The following is a 19,889-nucleotide window of genomic DNA, read 5'->3' as shown; positions in this document are numbered from 1 at the left end:
GTGCGCTTCCTGTGCCCCCGCTGTGCAGGCTACTCGGACGCTCCCGGCAGGGGCCGAAACGAAACGACGGGCCCAGCCGACCCGCTGGCCGGAGCTGCTCCTCCGGGTTCGGAACACGGTTTCGCCGGCCGGACGCCGGGTAGCCCGGGGTGAGTGACGGGAGGAACACGATGTCCCAGCACAGTTCCTGGCTGAACGAGACAGCCACCGCGACGGCGGAGGGCGGGCACGTCCGTACCGAGGATGGTGGGCTCTCCACCGCCCTGGCATCCCCACTGGCTCCGCACTGCACCGGGCTGAGCCCGTCGCAGTTGCTCGCTGCCGCCTTCGCCTCCTGCCTGCACCATGCTGCGGTGGAAGCGGCCGGCGAGATCACCGACGAGGCACACACGGTCCAGGTGCGGGCCGAGGCGAAGCTCGGCCGCGACGACGACGGCCGGTACCGGGCCGACGTGAACGCCTCCATCTCGTCGGCCGGACTGACCCGCCAACAGCTGGCTGACCTGGTAGAGCACGCTGACCGACTCTGGCCCTTCTCCACCGAGGACGCGAGCCGACATCACCTGACGGTGGCGCTGACCGACAACGGCCGGCACTGACCCAGCCCACGTCGAACCGGAACTGTCGGGTCAGCACTCCGACCGACCCTGCACAACCGAACGCCGGAGCTGCCGCCAGCCGTTCGGAGGAGGGGTCCATCCATAGATCCACTCACCCAGCAAGATCAGAAACTTGCACCCTTCACGCTTCCTGAGCACCCATTTCCGATATTAGCGATAGCAGAGGTTTGTAAGGCTTCCCTCGGACCTCATCCGCCCCATCCGAACTTTGTTGCAATTAGTGACGCACCCCACTAATCGGACCGATGGCAGTGAGCGATCTGCTTTCTAGCCTCGGCGGATGCACCCCGACGATGCCTACACCGAGAAGACAACCCAGCAGTCATCGGCCACCCAGTCGACCGATGAAACCTCCACCGAACGGACTACCCGGCCCGTCCGCACCTCCAGTCGCGGGCTACGCACGCTGCTGGCGTCAACCCCGACCCGGGTCGCGCTCGCCGCCGGCCTCACCTGCTGCCTCGGCGCAGCCGCCTACGTCGGGACGCGGCAGACTCCCGAGCAGCCGGAGCAAGCCCCAGTCGCCGAGGCGGCAACGGAACGGGGCAACGCGGCGGAGCGCGCCGGGCGCTCCCTCCTCCGAGACGACGCCACACCCGCCTCGACCAGCCCCAGCCCGACCGAAACCGCCAGCCCGACCGAAACCGCCAGCCCAACGGCGACTGAGCAGGAGCCCGCCTCCAGCGAGCCAACACCGCCCCAACCGGTCGCCGGGCTGACCCAGACCCAGATGGACAATGCCAAAACAATTGTCGATGTAGGGGCCGAGATGAACATCCCGCATCGCGGTTTGATCGTCGCCATCGCGACCGCGATGCAGGAGAGCACCCTGCTCAACTACGCCAACGCCAGCGTGCCGGAGTCCCAGAACTACCCGCACGAGGCGGTTGGCTGGGACCACGATTCGGTCGGCCTGTTCCAGCAGCGCGCAAGCACCGGCTGGGGCAGCGTCGCCGAGCTGATGACGCCGACCTACGCGGCCAAGGCGTTCTACCAAGCGCTCCTGCAGGTACCCGGCTGGCAGGAGATGAGCGTCGCCTGGGCGGCCCAGTCTGTCCAGGTATCGGCCTTCCCCGACGCGTACGCCCAGCACGAATCCCGGGCGACCACAATCGTCCGCGCGCTGGTGTGACGGAACCCTGTCCCGCCCAGCGGCCAAATCGTCCTCAGCAGGCGAATCATCCCCAACGGGCGGATCGTCCCCAACGGGCGGATCCCCACGGGCGGATCCCCACGGGCGGATCCCCACGGGCGGATCCCCACGGGCGGATCCCCACGGGCAGATCGTCCTCAGTGGACTACTCGGCTCGGCGCCACGGCGGAGGCGGCGGTTGGCGTGTCGGTCGGCACCGCCTCCGTCGGGCCACCGAGGATCTCATCAACCCGGACCGCCCGGCACCGTCGAGCGTGTAGCGCCGCCTCAAGCTCCCGGCGGGCCTGTACCGCCTCGGTATAGGCCTGCTCGCGTACCCGTCGAGCCTCCTCCCGGGCGGCGTCGAATTCCAGTCGCGCCCGTAGCAGCAGGTCGGTCACCTCCCGCTCAGCCGCCTCCCGGTCGGGTGAGTCAACGGGTCGCCGAGCCAGATCGCCAAGGTCGAGCCGCTGGAGCACCCCACAGAGACCCGCCGCCTCCTCGCGGATCTCGTCCCACTCCCGCCCGGCCCGCGCGGTGCCCTCTGCGCGTGCCGCCAACCGGCTCAACCGAACCCCGAGCTCATCCAGGCAGGAATCGACCTGCCGCTGGTCGTAACCGACGTCTACGACGGAGAACCTCATCCTGTCGCCCCCAGACAGCTGGTACGTCTATCCCCACCGTCGATCCTCGGTGTCCGAGGGCCATCGCCGAGGACATTCGGGAAAAATATTCAACATTCGAACGGCCGGCGGGTTTCGACACCTCAGGCCACCGCTACCGATCGGTCCGGCCGGACGCGGCGGGAGTGCGGCGCCCCTCTGCTCCATCGTCGATATCTCCGCTCACTACACCGCCCGCAGGTCGCGGCCAGTTACCCGCCCCGGCACCACCGTCGCTGGTTCGGCGTCCCCCGGCGCGCCCGAATCCGGAGTCTGGAAGAGGTAACGGATAAACTCCCCGCCGGCCTCGTTGTCGTCCGCACCGGGCCACTGCCCGACGCAGTCCACCCCGATCACCTCCCGGCCCGTGCCGTCGCTCTCCTCAAGCAGGACCCACAGGCTGACCGGGTAGCAACGGGTGCCACCGGGTGCCAGACGCCAACGTGCGTACCAGCCGGGTCGGGCGGGGATGATCTCGACGATCCGCTTCATCACGACCTTCCCTTCCGCATACCTCGGAAGTCCACCGGTCCACTGCGATCGTCCGGCTCAACCGGGTGAGCAACCATCACCCCGGCCGGATGAGGATCTCCTCGCCCTCCGCGGCCCTGGCCGGGCCTGTTTCCTGCTTGCCGGCGGTGGGAAGGCATTGATGACAGCAGGAACCGCAGTGGAGGAGGTCACATGCGCAAGCAGATGGAGGGCGACAACCAACGCCGCCGGGCGCTCGCCCGTCAGGCCCGGAGCCAGGGACAGCGGCCCAGCGGGACCGGGGCCAGCCTGGGCGCCACCAAACAGTTGACCAGCCTTGACCAACGGCGGCGCAACGGACCCGCTCCGGCGGGACGCCACAAACCGTCCAGCACCAACGGTGGTCCCGCCCCGCCTCCGGTCGGCATCCCGGAGAGTTCACGGCCCATCCCGGACGGTGCTCCCACCAGTGCCACCACGATCAGCTACCAGGATCTGGTGACCGATGTTGGCCGGCGGTCCGGGGTCGACTTCTCCACCGCGAAGGTGGGCGCGACGGCGACGGTGCTGACCCTGGCCCGCACCCTGGGTGCGGCCGAACGCGGCCGGCTGCTCGCGGCCGTGCCGAGCCGGCTACACGACATCATCCCGGTGGACGGAATCGAGGACCGCCCCGACCTACCCGGCTTCCTAGCCGAGGTGGGCCGGCTCAGCGGCCGCACCCCGGAGCAGGCCCGCTACCAGGCGGCGGCCACCCTGACCGCGCTGGCCGACCGGGACGCGGACCTGGTCGAGTCGCTGCACGTCCCGGAGGAGCTGACGGACCTACTCACCCCGCCCGAGCCGGGCGGCGGCGTGATCGGAGCGGCGGCCGCAACCCCGCCGCTCGACGAGGGCCAGCTACGCGAGGAACTGGTCCGCCTCCCGTACTGGTCCGGGGACCGGCACGGGCTGTCCCGGACAGTCGAGCTGCCCACCGAGAACCTCGGCCGCGTGCTGGACCGACTCGACCAGCTCCGACGGCAGACCGGACGCGGACCTTCGATCGGTCAACCGGACCGCACCACCGCCGTGTTGACGGTGGCGACCTCCCGGCCCCGGGGGGCTTCCGAGGTGACCGGACCGGACGTTGACCTGGCCCACGCGGTGGACGACGCGATCGACGAGGTGGGGGCCGGGATGGCGGGCTAGCCCGGCGCCCGGTGGCGGGAAGGGGCCACCTCCACACCTGGTCGCACAACCCGGTGATGGCGGGCCCCTTCCCGCCTACCTACCCCAGCTGGGCGGGCACCTCTGGAGAGCTGCTCTCCAACGGAACCGAGTGAGCCGGCACCAGGCTCAACTGGACCGCCGGACGGGGCAGGGTCGCGTCCAGCAGCCAGTCGGCGCCCACCCGGGCGCGATTGCCGGGCAGGTTCAGCAGGTGGTATCCCCGGGTCACCACCTTGGCGGGCAGCCCGGCCAGCGGCACCTTCAACGGGTTCGCCGCCGCATCCCGACCCCCCAGGTCAACCACCCAGCCCAGGTCATGGTGCCGGTACGGCTTGCGGGTGCCCTGCCCGTACGAGGCGGCGATGTTGCGGGCGACCAGCTTGCCCTGCCGCTGGGCATGCTGGGCGGTCATCGCGCAGACCTGCCCGGGCTGGGCCAGGTCGGGCACGGCCGCGGCATCGCCGCAGGCGTACACCTCCGGGAAGCCCGGCACGTTGAGGTACTCATCGGTCACCAGACGACCCTTCTCGGTCCGGAGGCCGAGCTGCTCGACGAACGGATCGGGGCGGACCCCGACACACCAGATGAGGGAACAGGTGTGGATGAACTCCCCATCGGTGAGCTTGACCCCGTCGGCGGTCGCGACCGCAACCGAGGTTCCCATCCGCACATCCACTCCGCGCTCGGCCAGGACCCGATGGGCGGTGTCGGACATCCGCCGGTCCAGCTCGGGTAGCACCCGCGGCGCCACGTCGAGCAGCATCCACCGGGGCCGAAGCTTCAGCCGAGACCGTTGCCCGACGAGCCGGTCGGTGAACAACTGCCCGTGAGCGGCCACCTCGGTGCCGGTGTAGCCGGCTCCCACCACCACGAAGGTGGCCCGCGCCCGTTGTTCGGCCGGGTCGGTGGCTTGTTCCGCGAGCTCAACCTGTCGAACCACGTGGTCGTGGACATAGAGCGCCTCCGGCAGGCCGCGAAAGCCGTGCGCGTACTCGGTGACCCCGGGGATCGGCAGCAGTTTGTTGACGCTACCGACGGCCAGCACCAGCCGGTCGTAGGCGAGACGGTTCCGCTCCCCCTCCGGCTGCGTGAAACCGACCCAACGGTTCCGGAGGTCAACGTGGTCGGCTTCGCCGACCACGAGGCGGACGCCGTCGAGTGTCCCCGCCAGCGGCACCGAGATCCGGGTCGGCTCGACGACACCGGCGGCGACCTCGGGTAGCAGCGGCAGGTACAGGAAATAGTCGGTCGCGTTCAGCAGCACGATCTCGGCCTGGTCCCTGGCCAACCGGCTGAGTGTCTTTGCCGCGTGGTACCCGGCGAAACCGGCCCCAACAATCACCACCCGAGGCTTCGTCATTCCATCGCCGTTCCCCGGGCAAGGCCGGACAAACCTCCCGGGGGTGCCCGGCGACACTCCGGGCACCGCGCACCGGTGGTGAATTCCCCTCGGTCAGGTGTGGCCCCGGCCCACGGTGCTCGCACCCGACCTGCTGGTACGAGTCGCGTACAGGCTGGTGAGAGTGACCGCCACGAGGACAAGGAGAATCACTGCGAGTGATGCCAGGGTCGGAATCTCCGGCACCCCCGGCCAAACCCCGTGCGCCCAGTGCAGGCCCAGCTTCACTCCGATGAACGCGAGGATGACCGCGAGTCCGTAGTTGAGGTGAACCAGCCGGCTGAGCGCGGCATGTAGGACGAAGTAGAGCGCCCGCAGCCCGAGCAGCGCGAACGCGTTGGTGGCGAAGACCAGGTACGGATCTTCGGTGATGCCGTACACGGCGGGCACCGAGTCGACGGCGAAGACCACATCGGTGGCGAGCACCGCGACCACCACCAGGGCCAGCGGGGTGAGGGTTCGCCGGCCAGCCAGGCGTACGACCATCCTCGTACCCTGATAGTTCTGGGTGACCGGCATGAACCTACGCAGGAGCCGTACCGAGCGCATCCCGTTGATGTCGACCTCCTGCTCCTGGCCGGAGATCGCGTCGCGCAGCAGCTTCGCCGCGGTGGCGAGCAGGATGAGGGCGAAGAGTAGGAAGGCGAAGTCGAGCGTCTGCAGAGCTGCCGCGCCGAGTGCGATGAACACCGCGCGCAGCACCAGGGCACCGGTGATCCCGAACAGCAGGACCCGCTGGGCGAGCACCGGGGGTACCGCGAAAGCGGCCAGCAGAAGCATGAAGACGAAGAGGTTGTCTACCGAGAGGGACTTCTCCACCAGGTAGCCGGTCAGGTATTCGACGCCCTGCTGCGAGCCGTAGCGGGACCAGAGCCAGGCGCCGAACGCCAGCGGCAGCGCGAGGTAGAACGCCGACCAGGCCAGCGCCTCCCGGAGCGATACCTCGTGCGGCCGCCGGGTGACCAGGAAGTCGAGCACCAGCAGCACGACGATACCGGCGATGGTGACGACCCACAGCGTCGGTGTACCGACCGACTGCAGCTCGACAGAAAGGTACAAATCGGTCATGGGGCCTCCTCGAACACGATGCCATGCTCGAGGTCTCCTTCACCCACTTTCGCGGGCAACCATCCGAGGCGGGCTCCGGGCCCGCCGTACTGACCGGAATGGCTCGCGGGAAGTACTCCCCTCGTCGCGACCAAGCGTAGGGCAGTCCGGGTCCAGGCCGCCACGCGGCACCCCGGCAACGACACCTCCGCTCCGACCAGCGTACCCAGCCCCCTTACCACCCGGGCCCATCGGCGCTTATCGTGGCCCGATGACCGACAACGTACCGGCCGGCCCCCTCGCCGGGGTGCGGGTAATCGAGCTGGCCGGGATCGGGCCGGGGCCATTCGCCGCAATGATGCTGGCCGATCTCGGCGCCGAGGTGATCCGGGTGGACCGGGCGACTGACGTGGACCCGACCGCTTTCGGCGCCCCCCACCCCGACCTGCTGAACCGGGGACGGCGATCAATCGGCGTGGACCTGAAGTCACCTCCCGGCCGCGATGTGGTGCTCGCGCTGACCGCTGGCGCGGATGTACTGATCGAGGGCTTCCGGCCCGGGGTGACCGAGCGCCTCGGCCTCGGCCCGGCGGACTGCCACGCGGTCAACCCACACCTCGTGTACGGGCGGATGACCGGTTGGGGGCAGCACGGTCCGGCCGCACCGGAAGCCGGGCACGACATCACCTACCTGGCCCTGACCGGGGCGCTACACGGGATCGGGCGGGCCGGCGAGCGTCCGGTACCGCCGCTGAACCTGCTCGGCGACTTCGGTGGCGGTGGGATGCTACTCGCCCTCGGCCTGATCAGCGCCCTGTACGCCGTGCGTGGCGGCGCCGCCGGCCAGGTGGTGGACGCCGCCATCGTGGACGGCGTCTCGGTGCTCAGCACCCAGATCCACGCCCTACGCCGCCTCGGCAGGTGGCAGGACCCGCGCGGGGTGAACCTGCTCGACGGGGGCGCACCGTTCTACGACAGCTACGAGTGTGCCGACGGGAAGCACCTGGCGGTGGGCGCGCTGGAGCCCCGGTTCTACGACGAACTGGTCCAACGCACCGGCTTTCCGCTGCCCGGCGACACCGCGCTGGACCGCACCGACCCGGCGAACTGGCCGGCGCTGCGGGAGGCGTGGGCACGCCTGTTCCGAACCCGGACCCGGGACGAGTGGGCGGCGCTGTTCGCCGGGTCGGACGCCTGCGTCGCCCCGGTTCTGGATTGGGCGGAGGCACCAGCGCACCCGCACCTGACGGCGCGGGACACGTTCGTGCACCACCACGGGGTCACCCAACCGGCGCCCGCACCACGCTTCTCCGGTACCCCGACAGCCCTGCACCGCCCACCGCCGCACCCCGGGGAACACACGGCCGAACTGCTGGCCGAGGCGGGCTTCGGAGCTGACCGCATCGCCGACCTGCAGGCTGCGGGCGCCGTCGCCTAACCGACCGAGGGTGCGGGGAGGCAGCACGGCGGATCAAGGCCGGCGCAGCGCCGAACCCGGCGCCAGCGCCGGCTCCACCAGTTCCCGGTAGTCGCGGGGCAGCTGCACCGCGACATCGTCGAACTCACCACCGCTGATCGCCGCCCGCAGCGTGCTGAAGACCGCTCGAACGGCCCCGTGCGCGGTCGCTTCGTCAACGTGGGCGCGGGCTGCCACCCGGGTGACAAACTCCGCCGCCGCGAGCGGTTGCGCTGCCTCGTTCTCGGGCCCCGGCTTCAGCACCACCTGCAGTTGCGCCGGCAGCTGTACGGCCAGGTCCAGCACCTCCCCGCCGGTCAGCCGCTCGGCAAGCGTCTCCAGGACCGCACGGGTCAGCTCCACCGCCTGTGCGGTAGGGGTGTCCGTACGCTGCCCGACCTGGTCAACAAAGGTGTGATAGTCCATGCTGTCCCTTCGGTCCGGCCGACCGGATACCCACCCGCGCGGTGCGGAAACCGCCGGCTGTCGGCAGCCGACAGGGGCTGCCCCGTCACGGTGCTGGTATGGCCTGACCGGTCACCTCCGGGTATCGCTGCTCCAGGTCGACCCGGGCGAGCGCGCCCACCAGCCAGGCCAGCCGCTCGGACCGGCCGCTACCCGCCAATCCGGCCAGGTCGTCGGCGGAACGCCCGAGGCCCAGCCGGCGGGCCGCGGCCAGCGCCCGCCGATCGGCGACCGGCGGCACCTCAGCCCAGAGTGCCTGCACCTCGCGGAGAAACAGGACAACCGCCGTGTCGTCCACCCCGGGCAGCTCGGTGAGCAGGGCACGTTCCCGGTCGGCGTCGCGGGCGGCGACCACGCGCAACCGGCGCAGGTCGCCCCGGTACCGGTCAACGACCGCCTGCGCCAGTTCTCCGAGCGTGTCGGCGGTCTGCTCGGATCCCGCGCGCAGGCCGCAGTCGCGCAGCAGCCCGACCCGCTCTGCGGGCGTGGAGCGGGCCAGCCGGGCGGCACTGTCCCAGCCATGGACCTGCAGGGCGCGGGCCGCCGCGATAGCTCGCCGGGCATCGCCGCGGCGGGACAACAACACGGCGAGGCAGAGCAGCTGGAAGAGGCTCGCCGGGTTGTTGGTGGTTCGGAAGCCGTACTGTTCAGCAAAGCCGCGCCCGCCCCCGGCGAGTCGGCGGACCAGGCGCTTCTTGTCCTCGATTGTCGGCATGGGCGGCGACTACCCGCCCCGACCGGCGCCACTCCTGGCGGCCTGGCGCCGCCGCCACACCCCACCCGGCTCGCCAGCCCCCTCAGCCGCACCGCTGGTGGCGCGCGTCATCCTCACCGTCGGCGCGCGCTGACGGCCTCGTCCAGCAGGCTTTCGATCCGTTCCACTCCGGCGGGCATCGACATCTGCTGCAGGTACGCCTCCCGACCCCGCCGCCCCATCTCGGCACGGGCAGCCGGCGGGATGGTGGTGGCCAACCAGAACCGGTCGGCGAGGGCATCCCACTCCTCCGGTGCACACGACAGTCCGGCCCGGGCGCTCTCCACCACCTCAGCGGTATCGCCACCGGCCGAGGCGATCACCGGTGCCCCGCAGGACAGGGCCGTCGGCAACTTGCCCGGCAGGGTGCTGCGCAGTTCGGGCCGGTCCCGAAGCATGACCAACTGGTAGTCGGCGGCGGCGTACAGCTCCGGCATCTCCAACGGCGAGCGCCGGTCGACGAACCGCACGTTGTCGGCGCCCAGCTCGGCGGCGAGGTCCCGCACCCGCCGCTCCCGCTCACCCGACCCGACCAGCACCAGATCCATCCGCTGGTCGAGGGCCGCCGCCGCCCGTACCGCTGTCTCCAGCCCCTGTCGGGCGCCGATGGTGCCGGCGTGCATGACCACGCAGCGGTCGTCACGACGGATCAGTTGACCGGCGGCCGGACTCGGTGTAGCCGGCTGGAAGATCCGTTCGTCGGTCCAGTTGAGCACCACCTCGACCCGCCCCGGGTCGGCCCCCTCGGTCACGACGAGGTCCCGCAGCGAGGGGGCCGCGACCGCGACCCGGTCGGCGCGGCGGTAGGTGGCGGCCATCGCCCTGGCGAGCCGAGCGGTCCACCGATCGGGCTCGGCGGCCGCCGGCTCCGAGCCAGCCCACACGTCCTGGACATGCACGACCGCCGGCACCCGTCGAAGCGCGCGCAGCAGGCGGGCGGCGGCGAAGGCGGTGGCCGGTGGCTGGTGCACGTAGAGGGCGTCGACACCGGCGAAAAACCGCCGGCCGACCAGCGACACGCTGCCCGCGAAGGAGAGCGGGCCGGACCACCGGCCACGTACCTGGCCGCTCCGGCCCACGTAGCGGGGCACCCGCCGCACGGTCAGCCGCTCGCTACGGGTCTCGTGGCGCCAACGCTGACGCCAGCCCGGGTAGGTGTGCCCGCCCGGATAGTCGGGAAATCCGGTCAGTACCCGGACTTCGTGCCCACGGCGGGCCAACTCCTCCGCGAGGCTGCCCGGGATGAAAGCCGGTTCCGGTGGAAAGTGATACGCCAGGATGCCGATCCTCATCGTTGCTCCCCCGTTCTCAGCAGGGTGGCCGCGTTGCCCCGCCGACCGCTGTCCATGTACGAATCCGCCCTGCGCTGCGACCCGAACGGCTCGCTCTGGTGCTCATCGACCGCCCGGCGACGCAGGTGGGCGCGCCGCGGTACCCGGTGCGGGCGGCAGCGGTCCATCAGGTACTTCGGCGCACCGAGCCGAAAGCCCCAAAGAAACTCATAAAAGCTCCTACGCTCAACTTATACCGTGAAACTATTACAACGCCTCACACATCAAATATCCGAAGTTTCGCCATTCGATCGATAAACCCGACGCCCTTCCGCTCCCGGGAGAAACGGTGTGACGGGGGCAAGGTCACGTCGTCTCCGCTCGCCGTCCCGTCACTCGCCTGGATAGGGTGGTGAGCGGTGTGCCGGGAAGCCTGGTCGGCGAACGTTTCCTGCTGCTCTGACACCGCCTGCTGCTCTGACACCGCTTGGATGGACCGCGCGTATGACCGACCGCACCCCGCCCCCGGGCCGCGCCCGCCGCCTCTTCTCGCGTACCTCCTGGCCGGAGGCCCGCTTCCTGGCTGACGTGCTGCGGACCGAGACCTTCGGCGGCGGCCTGCTACTGCTCGGCGCGGTGATCGCGCTGCTCTGGGCGAACTCGCCCTGGGGCGACTCCTACGCCACCCTGGCATCATGGGTGCCCTGGCCGGGCGGGTCCGACCTACACCTGGACCTAGACCTCGCCACCTGGGCGGCCGACGGCCTGCTGGCGATCTTCTTCTTCGTGGTCGGGCTCGAACTCAAACGCGAGTTCGTCGCCGGCGACCTGCGCGACCCCCGACGTGCCGCCCTGCCGGTCGTCGCCGCGGTCGGCGGCATGATCGTTCCAGCCCTGATCTACGTCGGTATCAACCTCTCCGCCGGTGGCGAGAACCTGCGCGGCTGGGCCATCCCGACCGCCACCGACATCGCCTTCGCGCTCGCCGTGCTGGCGGTCATCGGATCCCACCTGCCGCAGGGGCTCCGCGCTTTCCTGCTCACCCTCGCCGTGGTGGACGACCTGCTCGCGATCACGGTCATCGCAATCTTCTACACCGGCGACTTCAATCTCACGCCGCTGCTGCTCGCGCTGCTGCCGATCGCCCTCTTCGGCCTGCTCGTGCAGCGCCGCAAGACCTGGTGGTGGGCGCTGATCCCGCTGGCCCTGGTGGCCTGGACCCTGGTGCACGAGTCGGGCGTGCACGCCACGGTGGCCGGCGTTCTGCTCGGCTTCACGGTGCCGGTCCTGCGCGGCCGGGAGGGGGACAAACACGGGCTCGCCGAGCACCTCGAGCACCGCTGGCGGCCGATCTCCGCCGGCTTGGCCGTCCCCGTCTTCGCCTTCTTCGCCGCCGGAGTGTCCCTACGCGGTGCCGACCTCGGCGCCGTGATCACCGACCCGATCGTCGTCGGCATCGTCGCTGGCCTGGTGCTCGGCAAGGTACTCGGTATCTTCGGCTCGACGTTCCTGCTCGCCCGGTTCACCCGCGCCGAGCTGGACCGCGACATCACCTGGACCGACCTGCTCGGGGTCTCCCTGCTGGCCGGCATCGGTTTCACCGTGTCGCTGCTGATCGGTGAACTCGCCTTCGACAGCGGTGCCGCCGATGACAACGTCAAGGCTGCCGTACTCAGCGGATCCCTGATCGCTGCGCTGCTCGCCTCCATCGTGCTAACCCGCCGCAACAAGGCCTATCGACGCATCGCCGTGAAGGAGCGGGTGGACACCGACCGCGACGGCGTGCCCGACGTCTTCCAGCACCGCGACAACTGACCAGGCCGACCGTTCGCTGGCGGACGCCACCGGGTATCCGCCGGCTCCACCGCCATCACGGTAGCGGGCGAACCGACCGAATTCGGTTCGCCCGCTACCGGCGGGTGACGTACCGCCGGAAGGTCAGCCGAGCTGCCCGACCGCGTCCAGGATCAGCCAGAGGCCGCATCCGGCGAAGAGCAGCGCCGCACCGAAGCGCACGGTCCGCTCGGGCAACCTGCGGCCGAGTACCCGTCCCACCATGATCGCCAAGGCGTCCGCGGCCACCATGCCAAGCGTGGATCCGACCCAGGTACCGAACCAGCCGTACTGGGTCGCCAGGGTGATGGTCGCCAGCATGGTCTTGTCCCCCAACTCGGCGAGGAGGAACGCGACGCCGACCACCACCGCCGGCCGGCCCGACCGGCTCGCCTTACGGCGCTCCTGCTCGGTGAGGCGGTCGCCGCGAAGCGTCCAGACGCCGAACCCGAGAAACGCCACGCCGGCGAGGAGCGCGATCCAGCCGGTCGGCAACGCCGCACCGAGCCCGTAGCCGATCGCCACCGAGGCCAGGTGCACGACGGCCGTGGCCACGGTGATGCCGATCAACACCGGCAACGGTCGAAACCGGGTGGCAAAAGTCAGCGCCATCAGCTGGGACTTGTCCCCCAACTCGGCGACGAAGATGACGCCGAAGCTCACTCCCAGCGCGACGAGGAAACCCGCCATGACATCCTTCCGATCCGGCCGGAAAGAGGCATGGAGCGACCTCGACCCGGCTACCAACCTGGGTCGAAGGTCTCGCCCGCCCCGCCGAGCGGGGCCGTGTGGCCGGGTGCCGAAACACCAGTGTGTCGACCACAACGTTGGGGGCTACTCCCCTTCGCGTCGACCACCCTAGCCGACCACCGACGACGCTGATAACGGCGGACCGGCCGGGCCGGTGAGTCGAGGCTGGGCCGGCGGCGTCCGCCTACTCGGCGCGAGCGAGCGTGACGCCGAACAGGCCGGCCGGATCCGTCCAGAACTCACTGGTGACGAAGCCAGCCTCGCGCAGCTCCGCCGCGATCCCCTCGGGTCGGAACTTCGCCGAGACCTCGGTCCGAAGCTCCTCCCCGGCGGCGAACGTCACCTCGGTGTCGAGCACCTGCACCCGCATCGGGTGCCGGGCCCGCAGCCGCATCTCGATCCACTCCCGCTCCGGATTCCAGAGCGCGACGTGGTCGAAGGCCGCTGGGTCGAAATCGGCGTCCAGCTCCCGGTTGATCACCCGCAGCACGTTGCGGTTGAACTCGGCGGTCACCCCCGCCGCGTCGTCGTATGCGGGAACAATGATCGCCGGATCCTTCACCAGGTCGGTGCCGACCAGCAGCCAGTCCCCCGGCTCCAACGCGGCGCGCATCGCCGCCAGGAACTCGGCGCGCTCGGCCGGCAGCAGGTTGCCGATCGTCCCGCCGAGAAACACCACGAGCCGCCGCCCGCCCGCCGGCAGCCGATCAAGATGCCGGGTGAAGTCGCCAACGATTCCTCGTACGCGCAGGCCCGGATAGTCCACGGCGATCCGGGCGGTGGACTCACGCAGCGCGCTCACCGACACGTCCAGCGGCACAAAGGTGCCCAGGTCGCCGTGTCGGGTGAACGCGTCCAGCAACAGCCGGGTCTTCTCTGAGGAACCGGAGCCCAACTCGATCAGCGTCTTGGCACCACTCACCGTCGCGATCTCAGCAGCCCGATCCAGCAACACGGCCCGTTCGGCCCCGGTCTGGTAGTACTCCGCCAGCCGGGTGATCTCCTCGAAGAGCTGACTGCCCCGAGCGTCGTAGAACCACTTCGGGGACAACCACTTCTCCTCGGCGGTCAACCCGGCGCGGACCTCCTGCCGCAGGTTACGTCCCACGTCCTGCTCTTCGAGGTGGATCTCCAGCGGCTCTGCGGTCATGTCTGTCCCTTCCTCATCGACGTCTCCGGCGGTATCAAGATCGCCTGACGGTCACTCCGCCAGCAGGGCACTGGTCCGCACCCCGGCGGCGGTCGCCACCACCAGTTGCCCCTCTGGCACCGCCTGCCAGTCGGGATCGTCATCGTGCGGCTCGGACGCCAGCAGCACCGAGTTCGGCGTCCGACGGATCGACAGGCTGTGCCCGGCGACACTCGCCACCGCCGTGTGCCCATCGGTCAGCAGCAGGTTGAGCCGGGACTCGGGGGCCGCCCGGGCCACCGCCACAACCGTCTCCGCCACGGCACGGGCCGGCTCGACCCCGGCGCGCAGCCGGTGCCGGACCAGCGCCCAGAGCAGCGCAGCATCGGTGGGCGCGTCGAGGGTGAGCAGGTCACGCACCGGCAACGCAGCAGCGAGCGGGGCCATGCTATCCGGCCAGCCGCGCACCGCCCCGTTGTGGCTGAACAGCCACCGCCCCTCCAGAAACGGCGCGGCGGCCGTCTCGAGCACCGGCATGCCGACGGTCGCGGACCGGACCGCCGCGAGGATCGCGCCCGCACGGGTGACGCCGGCCAGCTGGGCGATCGTCGGGTCGGTCCAGATCGGCTGGGCCCGCCGGTAGCGGACCGGGTCGCCGTCGGCGGAGTACCAACCGACACCGAAGCCGTCAGCATTGATACACCCGCCGCGACGCATGTCCTTCGGCGCCCAAGACTGCTGGACCAGCGACGCCGGCGGATCGAAGAGCAACTCCCGCAGGGTGACCGGCGGCCCGAGATAGACCAGGTGACGGCACATCAGCAGGCCCTCACTCGGGTGCCTCTTCGGAGGCGACGTCCCGGGCGCAGCGGAAGCCACTGAAGATCTGCCGCCGAATGGGGTAGTCCCAGTTACGGAAGGTGCCCCGGCAGGCCGCTCGGTCGGTACCGAACGATCCGCCACGCAACACCCGGTAGTCGTCGCCGAAGAAGACCTCGGAGTACTCCCGGTACGGAAAAGCCGTGAAGCCGGGATGGCCGCGGAAGGTCGTCGAGGTCCACTCCCACACGTCGCCGATCAGCTGGTGGACACCGAGCGGCGACGCACCCGCCGGGTAGGCCCCGACCGGTGCCGGCCAGAGGTGCTGCTGGCCGAGGTTGGTGTGGCTGGTCGTCGGGTCCCCGTCGCCCCACGGGTAGCGGCGGGACCGACCGGTCGCCGGGTCCCAGCGGGCTGCCTTCTCCCACTCCGCCTCGGTCGGCAACCGCTTTCCCGCCCAGGTGGCGTAGGCCTGCGCCTCGTACCAGCTGACGTGCACCACCGGCTCGTCGTCGCGTACCGGTGCCCACCGGCCGAAGCGGCGGTAGGCCCAGCCGTCTCCATCCGGGTGCCAGTGCAACGGTGCCGTCAGGCCCGCCTCCTGCCGGTGCGCCCACCCCGCAGCGCTCCACCAACGTGAGTCGCGGTACCCGCCCTCGGCGATGAAGGCCGCGTACGCACCATTGGTGACCGGCGCCGCGTCGATGACGTACGCCGGCAGGTGCACCCGGTGGGCGGGGCGCTCGTTGTCCAGCGCCCAGGGGTCGGTGTCGGTACCCATGGTGAACTCCCCGGCCGGAACCAGTACCTCCCCGCCCACCCAGACCCGGGGCTCCGGCGGCGGCGGCGCGTCGAAGACAGCTGGACCGGAGCGCAACTGGTGAGTCGCGAGCATGGTCTCGTCGTGCTGCTGCTCGTGTTGGACGATCATGCCGAAGGCAAAGCCGTCGGCGACCAGCCGCCGATCGGTGAAGGTCACCCCGTCGAGGAGGTCAAAGACCTTGTCCCGGACCGTCGCCACGTATGCCCGCGCCTGCGGCGGCGGCAGCAACGGCAGCGCCGGCCGGTCCCGGCGAGGTTGCTTGAAGGCGTCATAGAGCTCATCGATGTCCTGGCGGACCGGCTCCCGGCCACCAACGTCCCGGACCAGCCATAGCTCTTCCTGGTTGCCGACGTGGGCGAGGTCCCAGACCAGGGGCGACATCAGTGGTGAATGCTGTCGCACCAGGTCGGCGTCGTCAACCGCGTCGGTCAACACCTCGGTACGGGCCCGGGTCCGGGCCAGCTCCGTCGCGATGTGCTCCCGCAGTCGTACCCCGTCGGGCCGGTCGGTCGTCTCGGTCACCGCCGCCTCCTTCCCGCGGCCTCCCGCCGCCGTCGTACGCCTCGGTCAAGGTCGTCGTGCAGCGCGGACGGCAGCCCCAGCCGGGGCAGCGCGGTCAGCGCCAGATCAAAGAGGTCGGCGGCCGTCGCCGCGAGAGCATCGTCGTGTAGGCCGTACCGGGCGGCGGCGATCCACCGCTGCGCCTGCGCCCCGACGAGCGCGCGGGCGGCCCGGGTGACGGCCGGTTCGGAGAGCAACGCGGCAACCACGGCCACCGGCACGGACCAACTGTCCTCCGGTTGGGCGTCGAGGTAGCGCAGCTCCAGGTAACCGCGGGGACGCACCGGCGGAAAGAGCGTGCTGACGTGGTAGTCGAGATCGTCGACTGTGGGGGGCCGGGGCAGCGCGCCAGCGAGCCAGTCGGCGAAGGTGACGCCGACCGGAGCCGTCCAGTCCGGCCCGTCCCGCACGCAGAGCAACGGGGCAGCGAGGACGTACGCCGTCCAACTGGTGATCGGATCCGCCGTGCCCTGCTCGGGAGTCCACACCGCCCGGGTCCGCGCCGGGTCGATGGCCAGCCAGGCGGCCATCCGGGCCGAGACCCAGCCGGTCGCTCGCCCGGCATGCCGGCCGGCGGTGGCGAAGGCGGCGATCAGGGGTGGACCAATCGCGTGTGCCGTGGCCCAACGGTCGGCGAGTTGATCCGCCTCGCCGACATCGAGGCAGACCTGGAGGCCGGCGGTGCTGTACATCATCCGGCGCCCGGCCGGGCCACGGCGATCGAAGACCTGGCGCATCGCTCGGTACCGCGGGGTCTCGAACACGGGGTGGGGTGACCGGTGGGCGTCGATACCACCGGCGCCGAGGACCAGCCCGGCTCGCTCGAGTAGCGCGGTGAGTTCGGCGATCTCGGCTTCGGTGGCGGTAACGAGGGCCACGACCGAGGTATGTGTCGCGGTGGAGATCTCCACCTGCCCGCCGGGCTCGACGGTGACGGAGCCGCCATGCCCCAGCGGCTGGGCGGGGCTCGTCGTATCCAGGGTGCGGGGGCTGTGCGGCCCGAGGGCTGCCCGCAGGCGGTTGGCCCCGACCGGACGGGCGGGGTCAACCGCGTCGTGCACGGTCCATTCAAGCTCGACGCCGAGCCATCGGGGCGGGCCAGTCTTGAAACAGATCCGCGACAGGTGGCTCGCAGCCGCGGCCGAGGAGGTCAGGACCGTGCCGTGGTCCACCTCCGGCGACGTCACCATGGTTCGGCCCCTTTCGCCGCGCCGACGTCCGACCCGTGCCACCGTAACGCGGATCACCACGAAGGTGGATGCCCGCGAGCCAGCCTCCCTCTGTCTAGCAGACGAACTCCGTGAATCCGGGCGGAATACCGGAGCGCCCGCGTGGCGGGTGGGGCTCCGCGGCGCATCGCCCCCGCCCGCTGTAGGTACGGTGTTGGCGTGTTGACATCGGGTGTCGTGCTCAGCGGTCGATACCGCCTGGACGAACGGATCGCCACCGGCGGCATGGGGGACGTCTGGCGGGGCGTCGATCTGGTCCTGGACCGCCCCGTGGCGGTGAAGGTGCTGCTGCCAACGCTCGTCTGTGACCCCGATTTCATCACCCGGTTCCGGTCCGAGGCGCGGATCATGGCCGCCCTGCGGCACCCGGGGGTGGTGCAGGTCTTCGACTGCGGCGCGGACGAGCTCCCCAACGGCGACCAGGCCAACTACCTGATTATGGAATTCGTTACCGGCGAGCCGCTGTCCCGACGGATCGAGGCCGCCGGTCGGCTCGACGTGGCCGAGACGATGTCAATCGTCGAGCAGGCCGCAGAGGCACTGGAAGCAGTGCACCGCCGTGGCGTCGTGCACCGGGATATCAAGCCAAGCAACCTGGTGGTGCAGGAAGACGGTGCCGTTGTGCTGGTCGACTTCGGGGTCGCCCGTTCGACTGGTGTGACGAGCATCACCAGCACCAACGCCGTACCGGGAACCGCGCTCTACATGGCACCGGAGCAGGCCGCCGGGCGACCGGTCTCCGGCGCCACCGACATCTACGCGCTCGGGGCGGTGGCCTACTGCTGCCTCAGCGGCAGCCCGCCATTCACCGGTGAGAACCCACTGCAGGTCGCCGTCGCGCACCTCGACGAAGACCCCCCCGAGCTACCCCACGACATCCCGGAGGCGGTGCGCACGCTGGTCCGCCGGGCCCTGGCGAAGCACCCCGAGAGCCGGTTCAGCAGTGGGTCTGCGATGGCAGCGGCCGCGCGCGCCGCGGTGCCGGACCCCACCGCGGCGACCGCACCGGCGGCTCAGGTGGATCCGGCGACGCTGCGCACCGCCGAGCCGAAGACGCTCACCGACAATCCGGTCGTTGACCCGCATCCCCCAAGCCGACGCGGACCGCTGGTTGGGGCGGTGGCCACCGCGGTGGTAGCGGTCGCCGGCCTGGCCACGGTGGTGGCTCTCGGCGCCGCCGCGGACCCGCCGGGCGAGGCGCCGTCGACGACGCCGACGACCACCACCGGTGACGACGGGGCAGCCCCGCCGTCCGTCGCGACCACCAGTTCGGTGCCGCAACGCCCCCGGCAACCGAACGGGTCCACCAGTAAGCCGCCGCCGGCACCGGCACCAACCCCGTCGGCATCCGCATCGGTGTCAGCATCGGCATCGGCGGACCCATCGCCGAGCCCGACCGAGCCGCCGACCTCCTCCGAAACGCCCGATCCCCCATCGCCAGACCCAGGGCCGTCCGATCCGAGCGACGGCCCTACGACGACGCCACCGGCCTCGACCACCACCCCCGAGGCAGGAGCGTGACCCGGAGCGCCGGAGCGGCGTCGGCTGGTCAACGGTCGAGCAGCTCCTGCATCCGGCCGATCTCGGCGTTCTGTTCGACGGCGACCGAGTTCGCGAACTCCAGCAGCACCGGCTCCGACCCGACCTTCAACAAATCGATGGACATCTCGACCGCCCCGGCGTGGTGATCGCTCATCATCTCCACAAAGAGTCGGTCGAACTCGGCCCCCCGAGACTCGGCGAGACGGCGCATCGCCTCCGGCGACTGCATGCCACGCATCTCGCTGTGATCGTGCTCGGGAACCTCCACCGGTAGGTCGCGGGCGGCGAGCCAGGCCCGCAATACCTCGATCTCCGGCGCCTGACTGGCCCGGATCCGCTCAGCCAACGCCGCCACCTGTGGATCGGCGGCCCGTCCCGGGACCAACTCCGACATCTCCAGAGCCTGCTCATGATGCGGGATCATCATCTGGACGTACCAGGTATCCAGCGAGTTGTGCACTCCGGTGGCGATTGCCCGCACCTCGTCGGCAGGGCGGATCCGAGCCGGCTCTCCGGGCCGGCCGGGCACGATGACCGACGGACCGGGACCGTCGCCGACCTCGGTCGCCGCCGGCATCGCGGATCGTGACCGGTCCTGGGCGGCCCCCTGCCACACCACCACGCCGAGCAACAGAACCACCGTCGTCACCGCGGCTAGCACCCACCTACCCCGCACGGTCATTCGACACCCCCTGGCGGTCAAGGTCACAATGA

19 protein-coding genes are annotated in these 19,889 nt (G+C 70.6%); 6 read left to right on the top strand and 13 right to left on the bottom strand.

Translation table 11 applies throughout. The features are described from left to right. Window positions 1–170 precede the first annotated feature (170 nt). Window positions 171–599 (top strand): OsmC family protein, encoded by a 429-nt coding sequence (locus tag B118_RS0125265; RefSeq protein WP_018219925.1) that lies wholly within the window; start codon window positions 171–173, stop codon window positions 597–599. Window positions 600–900: 301 nt separating this feature from the next. Beyond that, entirely contained in the window at window positions 901–1,752 is an 852-nt protein-coding gene (locus B118_RS0125260; RefSeq protein WP_027645543.1) for a hypothetical protein, read from the top strand. 158 nt (window positions 1,753–1,910) lie between these two features. Here B118_RS0125260 and B118_RS0125255 read toward each other — a convergent pair whose 3' ends face one another. Both B118_RS0125255 and B118_RS0125250 read right to left on the bottom strand, forming a co-directional pair. After that, entirely contained in the window at window positions 1,911–2,396 is a 486-nt protein-coding gene (locus tag B118_RS0125255; RefSeq protein ID WP_018811359.1) for a hypothetical protein, read from the bottom strand. Between the two features lie 204 nt (window positions 2,397–2,600). After that, window positions 2,601–2,906 (bottom strand): hypothetical protein, encoded by a 306-nt coding sequence (locus tag B118_RS0125250; RefSeq protein WP_018219928.1) that lies wholly within the window; start codon window positions 2,904–2,906, stop codon window positions 2,601–2,603. Between the two features lie 192 nt (window positions 2,907–3,098). On the opposite strand from B118_RS0125250, the gene B118_RS0125245 reads away from it, so the two are divergent. Further along, a complete protein-coding gene (locus B118_RS0125245) occupies window positions 3,099–4,076 on the top strand; it encodes a DUF2267 domain-containing protein (RefSeq protein ID WP_018219929.1) in 978 nt (325 codons plus the stop codon). Window positions 4,077–4,155: 79 nt separating this feature from the next. On the opposite strand, the gene B118_RS0125240 is transcribed toward B118_RS0125245, so the two are convergent. Beyond that, the gene (locus B118_RS0125240) at window positions 4,156–5,457 is read right to left on the bottom strand and encodes an NAD(P)/FAD-dependent oxidoreductase (RefSeq protein ID WP_026185206.1); all 1,302 of its coding nucleotides are present in this window, start codon (window positions 5,455–5,457) and stop codon (window positions 4,156–4,158) included. 93 nt (window positions 5,458–5,550) lie between these two features. Continuing rightward, window positions 5,551–6,564 (bottom strand): TerC/Alx family metal homeostasis membrane protein, encoded by a 1,014-nt coding sequence (locus tag B118_RS0125235; protein ID WP_018219931.1) that lies wholly within the window; start codon window positions 6,562–6,564, stop codon window positions 5,551–5,553. Between the two features lie 250 nt (window positions 6,565–6,814). On the opposite strand from B118_RS0125235, the gene B118_RS0125230 reads away from it, so the two are divergent. Next, entirely contained in the window at window positions 6,815–7,981 is a 1,167-nt protein-coding gene (locus B118_RS0125230; protein WP_028193682.1) for a CaiB/BaiF CoA transferase family protein, read from the top strand. Window positions 7,982–8,014: 33 nt separating this feature from the next. On the opposite strand, the gene B118_RS0125225 is transcribed toward B118_RS0125230, so the two are convergent. The 3 genes from B118_RS0125225 to B118_RS0125215 form a co-directional block, all read right to left on the bottom strand. Next, window positions 8,015–8,425 (bottom strand): DUF2267 domain-containing protein, encoded by a 411-nt coding sequence (locus B118_RS0125225; RefSeq protein WP_018219933.1) that lies wholly within the window; start codon window positions 8,423–8,425, stop codon window positions 8,015–8,017. 85 nt (window positions 8,426–8,510) lie between these two features. Next, window positions 8,511–9,179, bottom strand: coding sequence for a hypothetical protein (locus tag B118_RS0125220; protein WP_018219934.1), 669 nt, complete (start codon window positions 9,177–9,179; stop codon window positions 8,511–8,513). A gap of 113 nt (window positions 9,180–9,292) precedes the next feature. Continuing rightward, window positions 9,293–10,510, bottom strand: a complete 1,218-nt coding sequence (locus tag B118_RS0125215) for a glycosyltransferase family 4 protein (RefSeq protein ID WP_018826868.1) — start codon at window positions 10,508–10,510, stop codon at window positions 9,293–9,295. 483 nt (window positions 10,511–10,993) lie between these two features. Here B118_RS0125215 and nhaA point away from each other — a divergent pair, with 483 nt between their 5' ends. Then, window positions 10,994–12,304 (top strand): Na+/H+ antiporter NhaA, encoded by a 1,311-nt coding sequence (gene nhaA / locus B118_RS0125205; RefSeq protein WP_018219937.1) that lies wholly within the window; start codon window positions 10,994–10,996, stop codon window positions 12,302–12,304. 123 nt (window positions 12,305–12,427) lie between these two features. Here nhaA and B118_RS0125200 read toward each other — a convergent pair whose 3' ends face one another. The 5 genes from B118_RS0125200 to B118_RS0125180 all read right to left on the bottom strand — a co-directional run bounded on the left by B118_RS0125200 (window position 12,428) and on the right by B118_RS0125180 (window position 17,594). Beyond that, on the bottom strand, window positions 12,428–13,012 hold the full coding sequence (locus B118_RS0125200; protein WP_018219938.1) for a TMEM165/GDT1 family protein: 585 nt from the start codon (window positions 13,010–13,012) through the stop codon (window positions 12,428–12,430). A 244-nt stretch (window positions 13,013–13,256) separates the two neighbouring features. Beyond that, a complete protein-coding gene (gene egtD, locus B118_RS0125195; protein ID WP_018820986.1) occupies window positions 13,257–14,222 on the bottom strand; it encodes an L-histidine N(alpha)-methyltransferase in 966 nt (321 codons plus the stop codon). Between the two features lie 51 nt (window positions 14,223–14,273). Continuing rightward, complete coding sequence (egtC, locus tag B118_RS0125190; protein ID WP_018219940.1) at window positions 14,274–15,020, bottom strand: ergothioneine biosynthesis protein EgtC; 747 nt, start codon at window positions 15,018–15,020, stop codon at window positions 14,274–14,276. Window positions 15,021–15,030: 10 nt separating this feature from the next. Beyond that, a complete protein-coding gene (gene egtB / locus B118_RS0125185) occupies window positions 15,031–16,365 on the bottom strand; it encodes an ergothioneine biosynthesis protein EgtB (RefSeq protein WP_028193681.1) in 1,335 nt (444 codons plus the stop codon). Then, a complete protein-coding gene (locus B118_RS0125180; protein WP_018219942.1) occupies window positions 16,362–17,594 on the bottom strand; it encodes a glutamate-cysteine ligase family protein in 1,233 nt (410 codons plus the stop codon). The genes egtB and B118_RS0125180 overlap by 4 nt, the downstream gene beginning before the upstream one ends. Before the next feature lie 216 nt (window positions 17,595–17,810). Here B118_RS0125180 and B118_RS0125175 point away from each other — a divergent pair, with 216 nt between their 5' ends. Then, window positions 17,811–19,154, top strand: coding sequence for a serine/threonine-protein kinase (locus B118_RS0125175; protein WP_018811364.1), 1,344 nt, complete (start codon window positions 17,811–17,813; stop codon window positions 19,152–19,154). 28 nt (window positions 19,155–19,182) lie between these two features. Here B118_RS0125175 and B118_RS0125170 read toward each other — a convergent pair whose 3' ends face one another. Further along, entirely contained in the window at window positions 19,183–19,857 is a 675-nt protein-coding gene (locus B118_RS0125170) for a DUF305 domain-containing protein (protein WP_018811365.1), read from the bottom strand. Between the last annotated feature and the right edge of the window lie 32 nt (window positions 19,858–19,889).

The organism is Salinispora pacifica CNR114 (assembly GCF_000514775.1).
Lineage (GTDB): Bacteria > Actinomycetota > Actinomycetes > Mycobacteriales > Micromonosporaceae > Micromonospora > Micromonospora pacifica.
The sequence above is the reverse complement of the archived record's forward strand: the minus strand, read 5'-3'. Positions and strand labels throughout refer to the sequence as shown.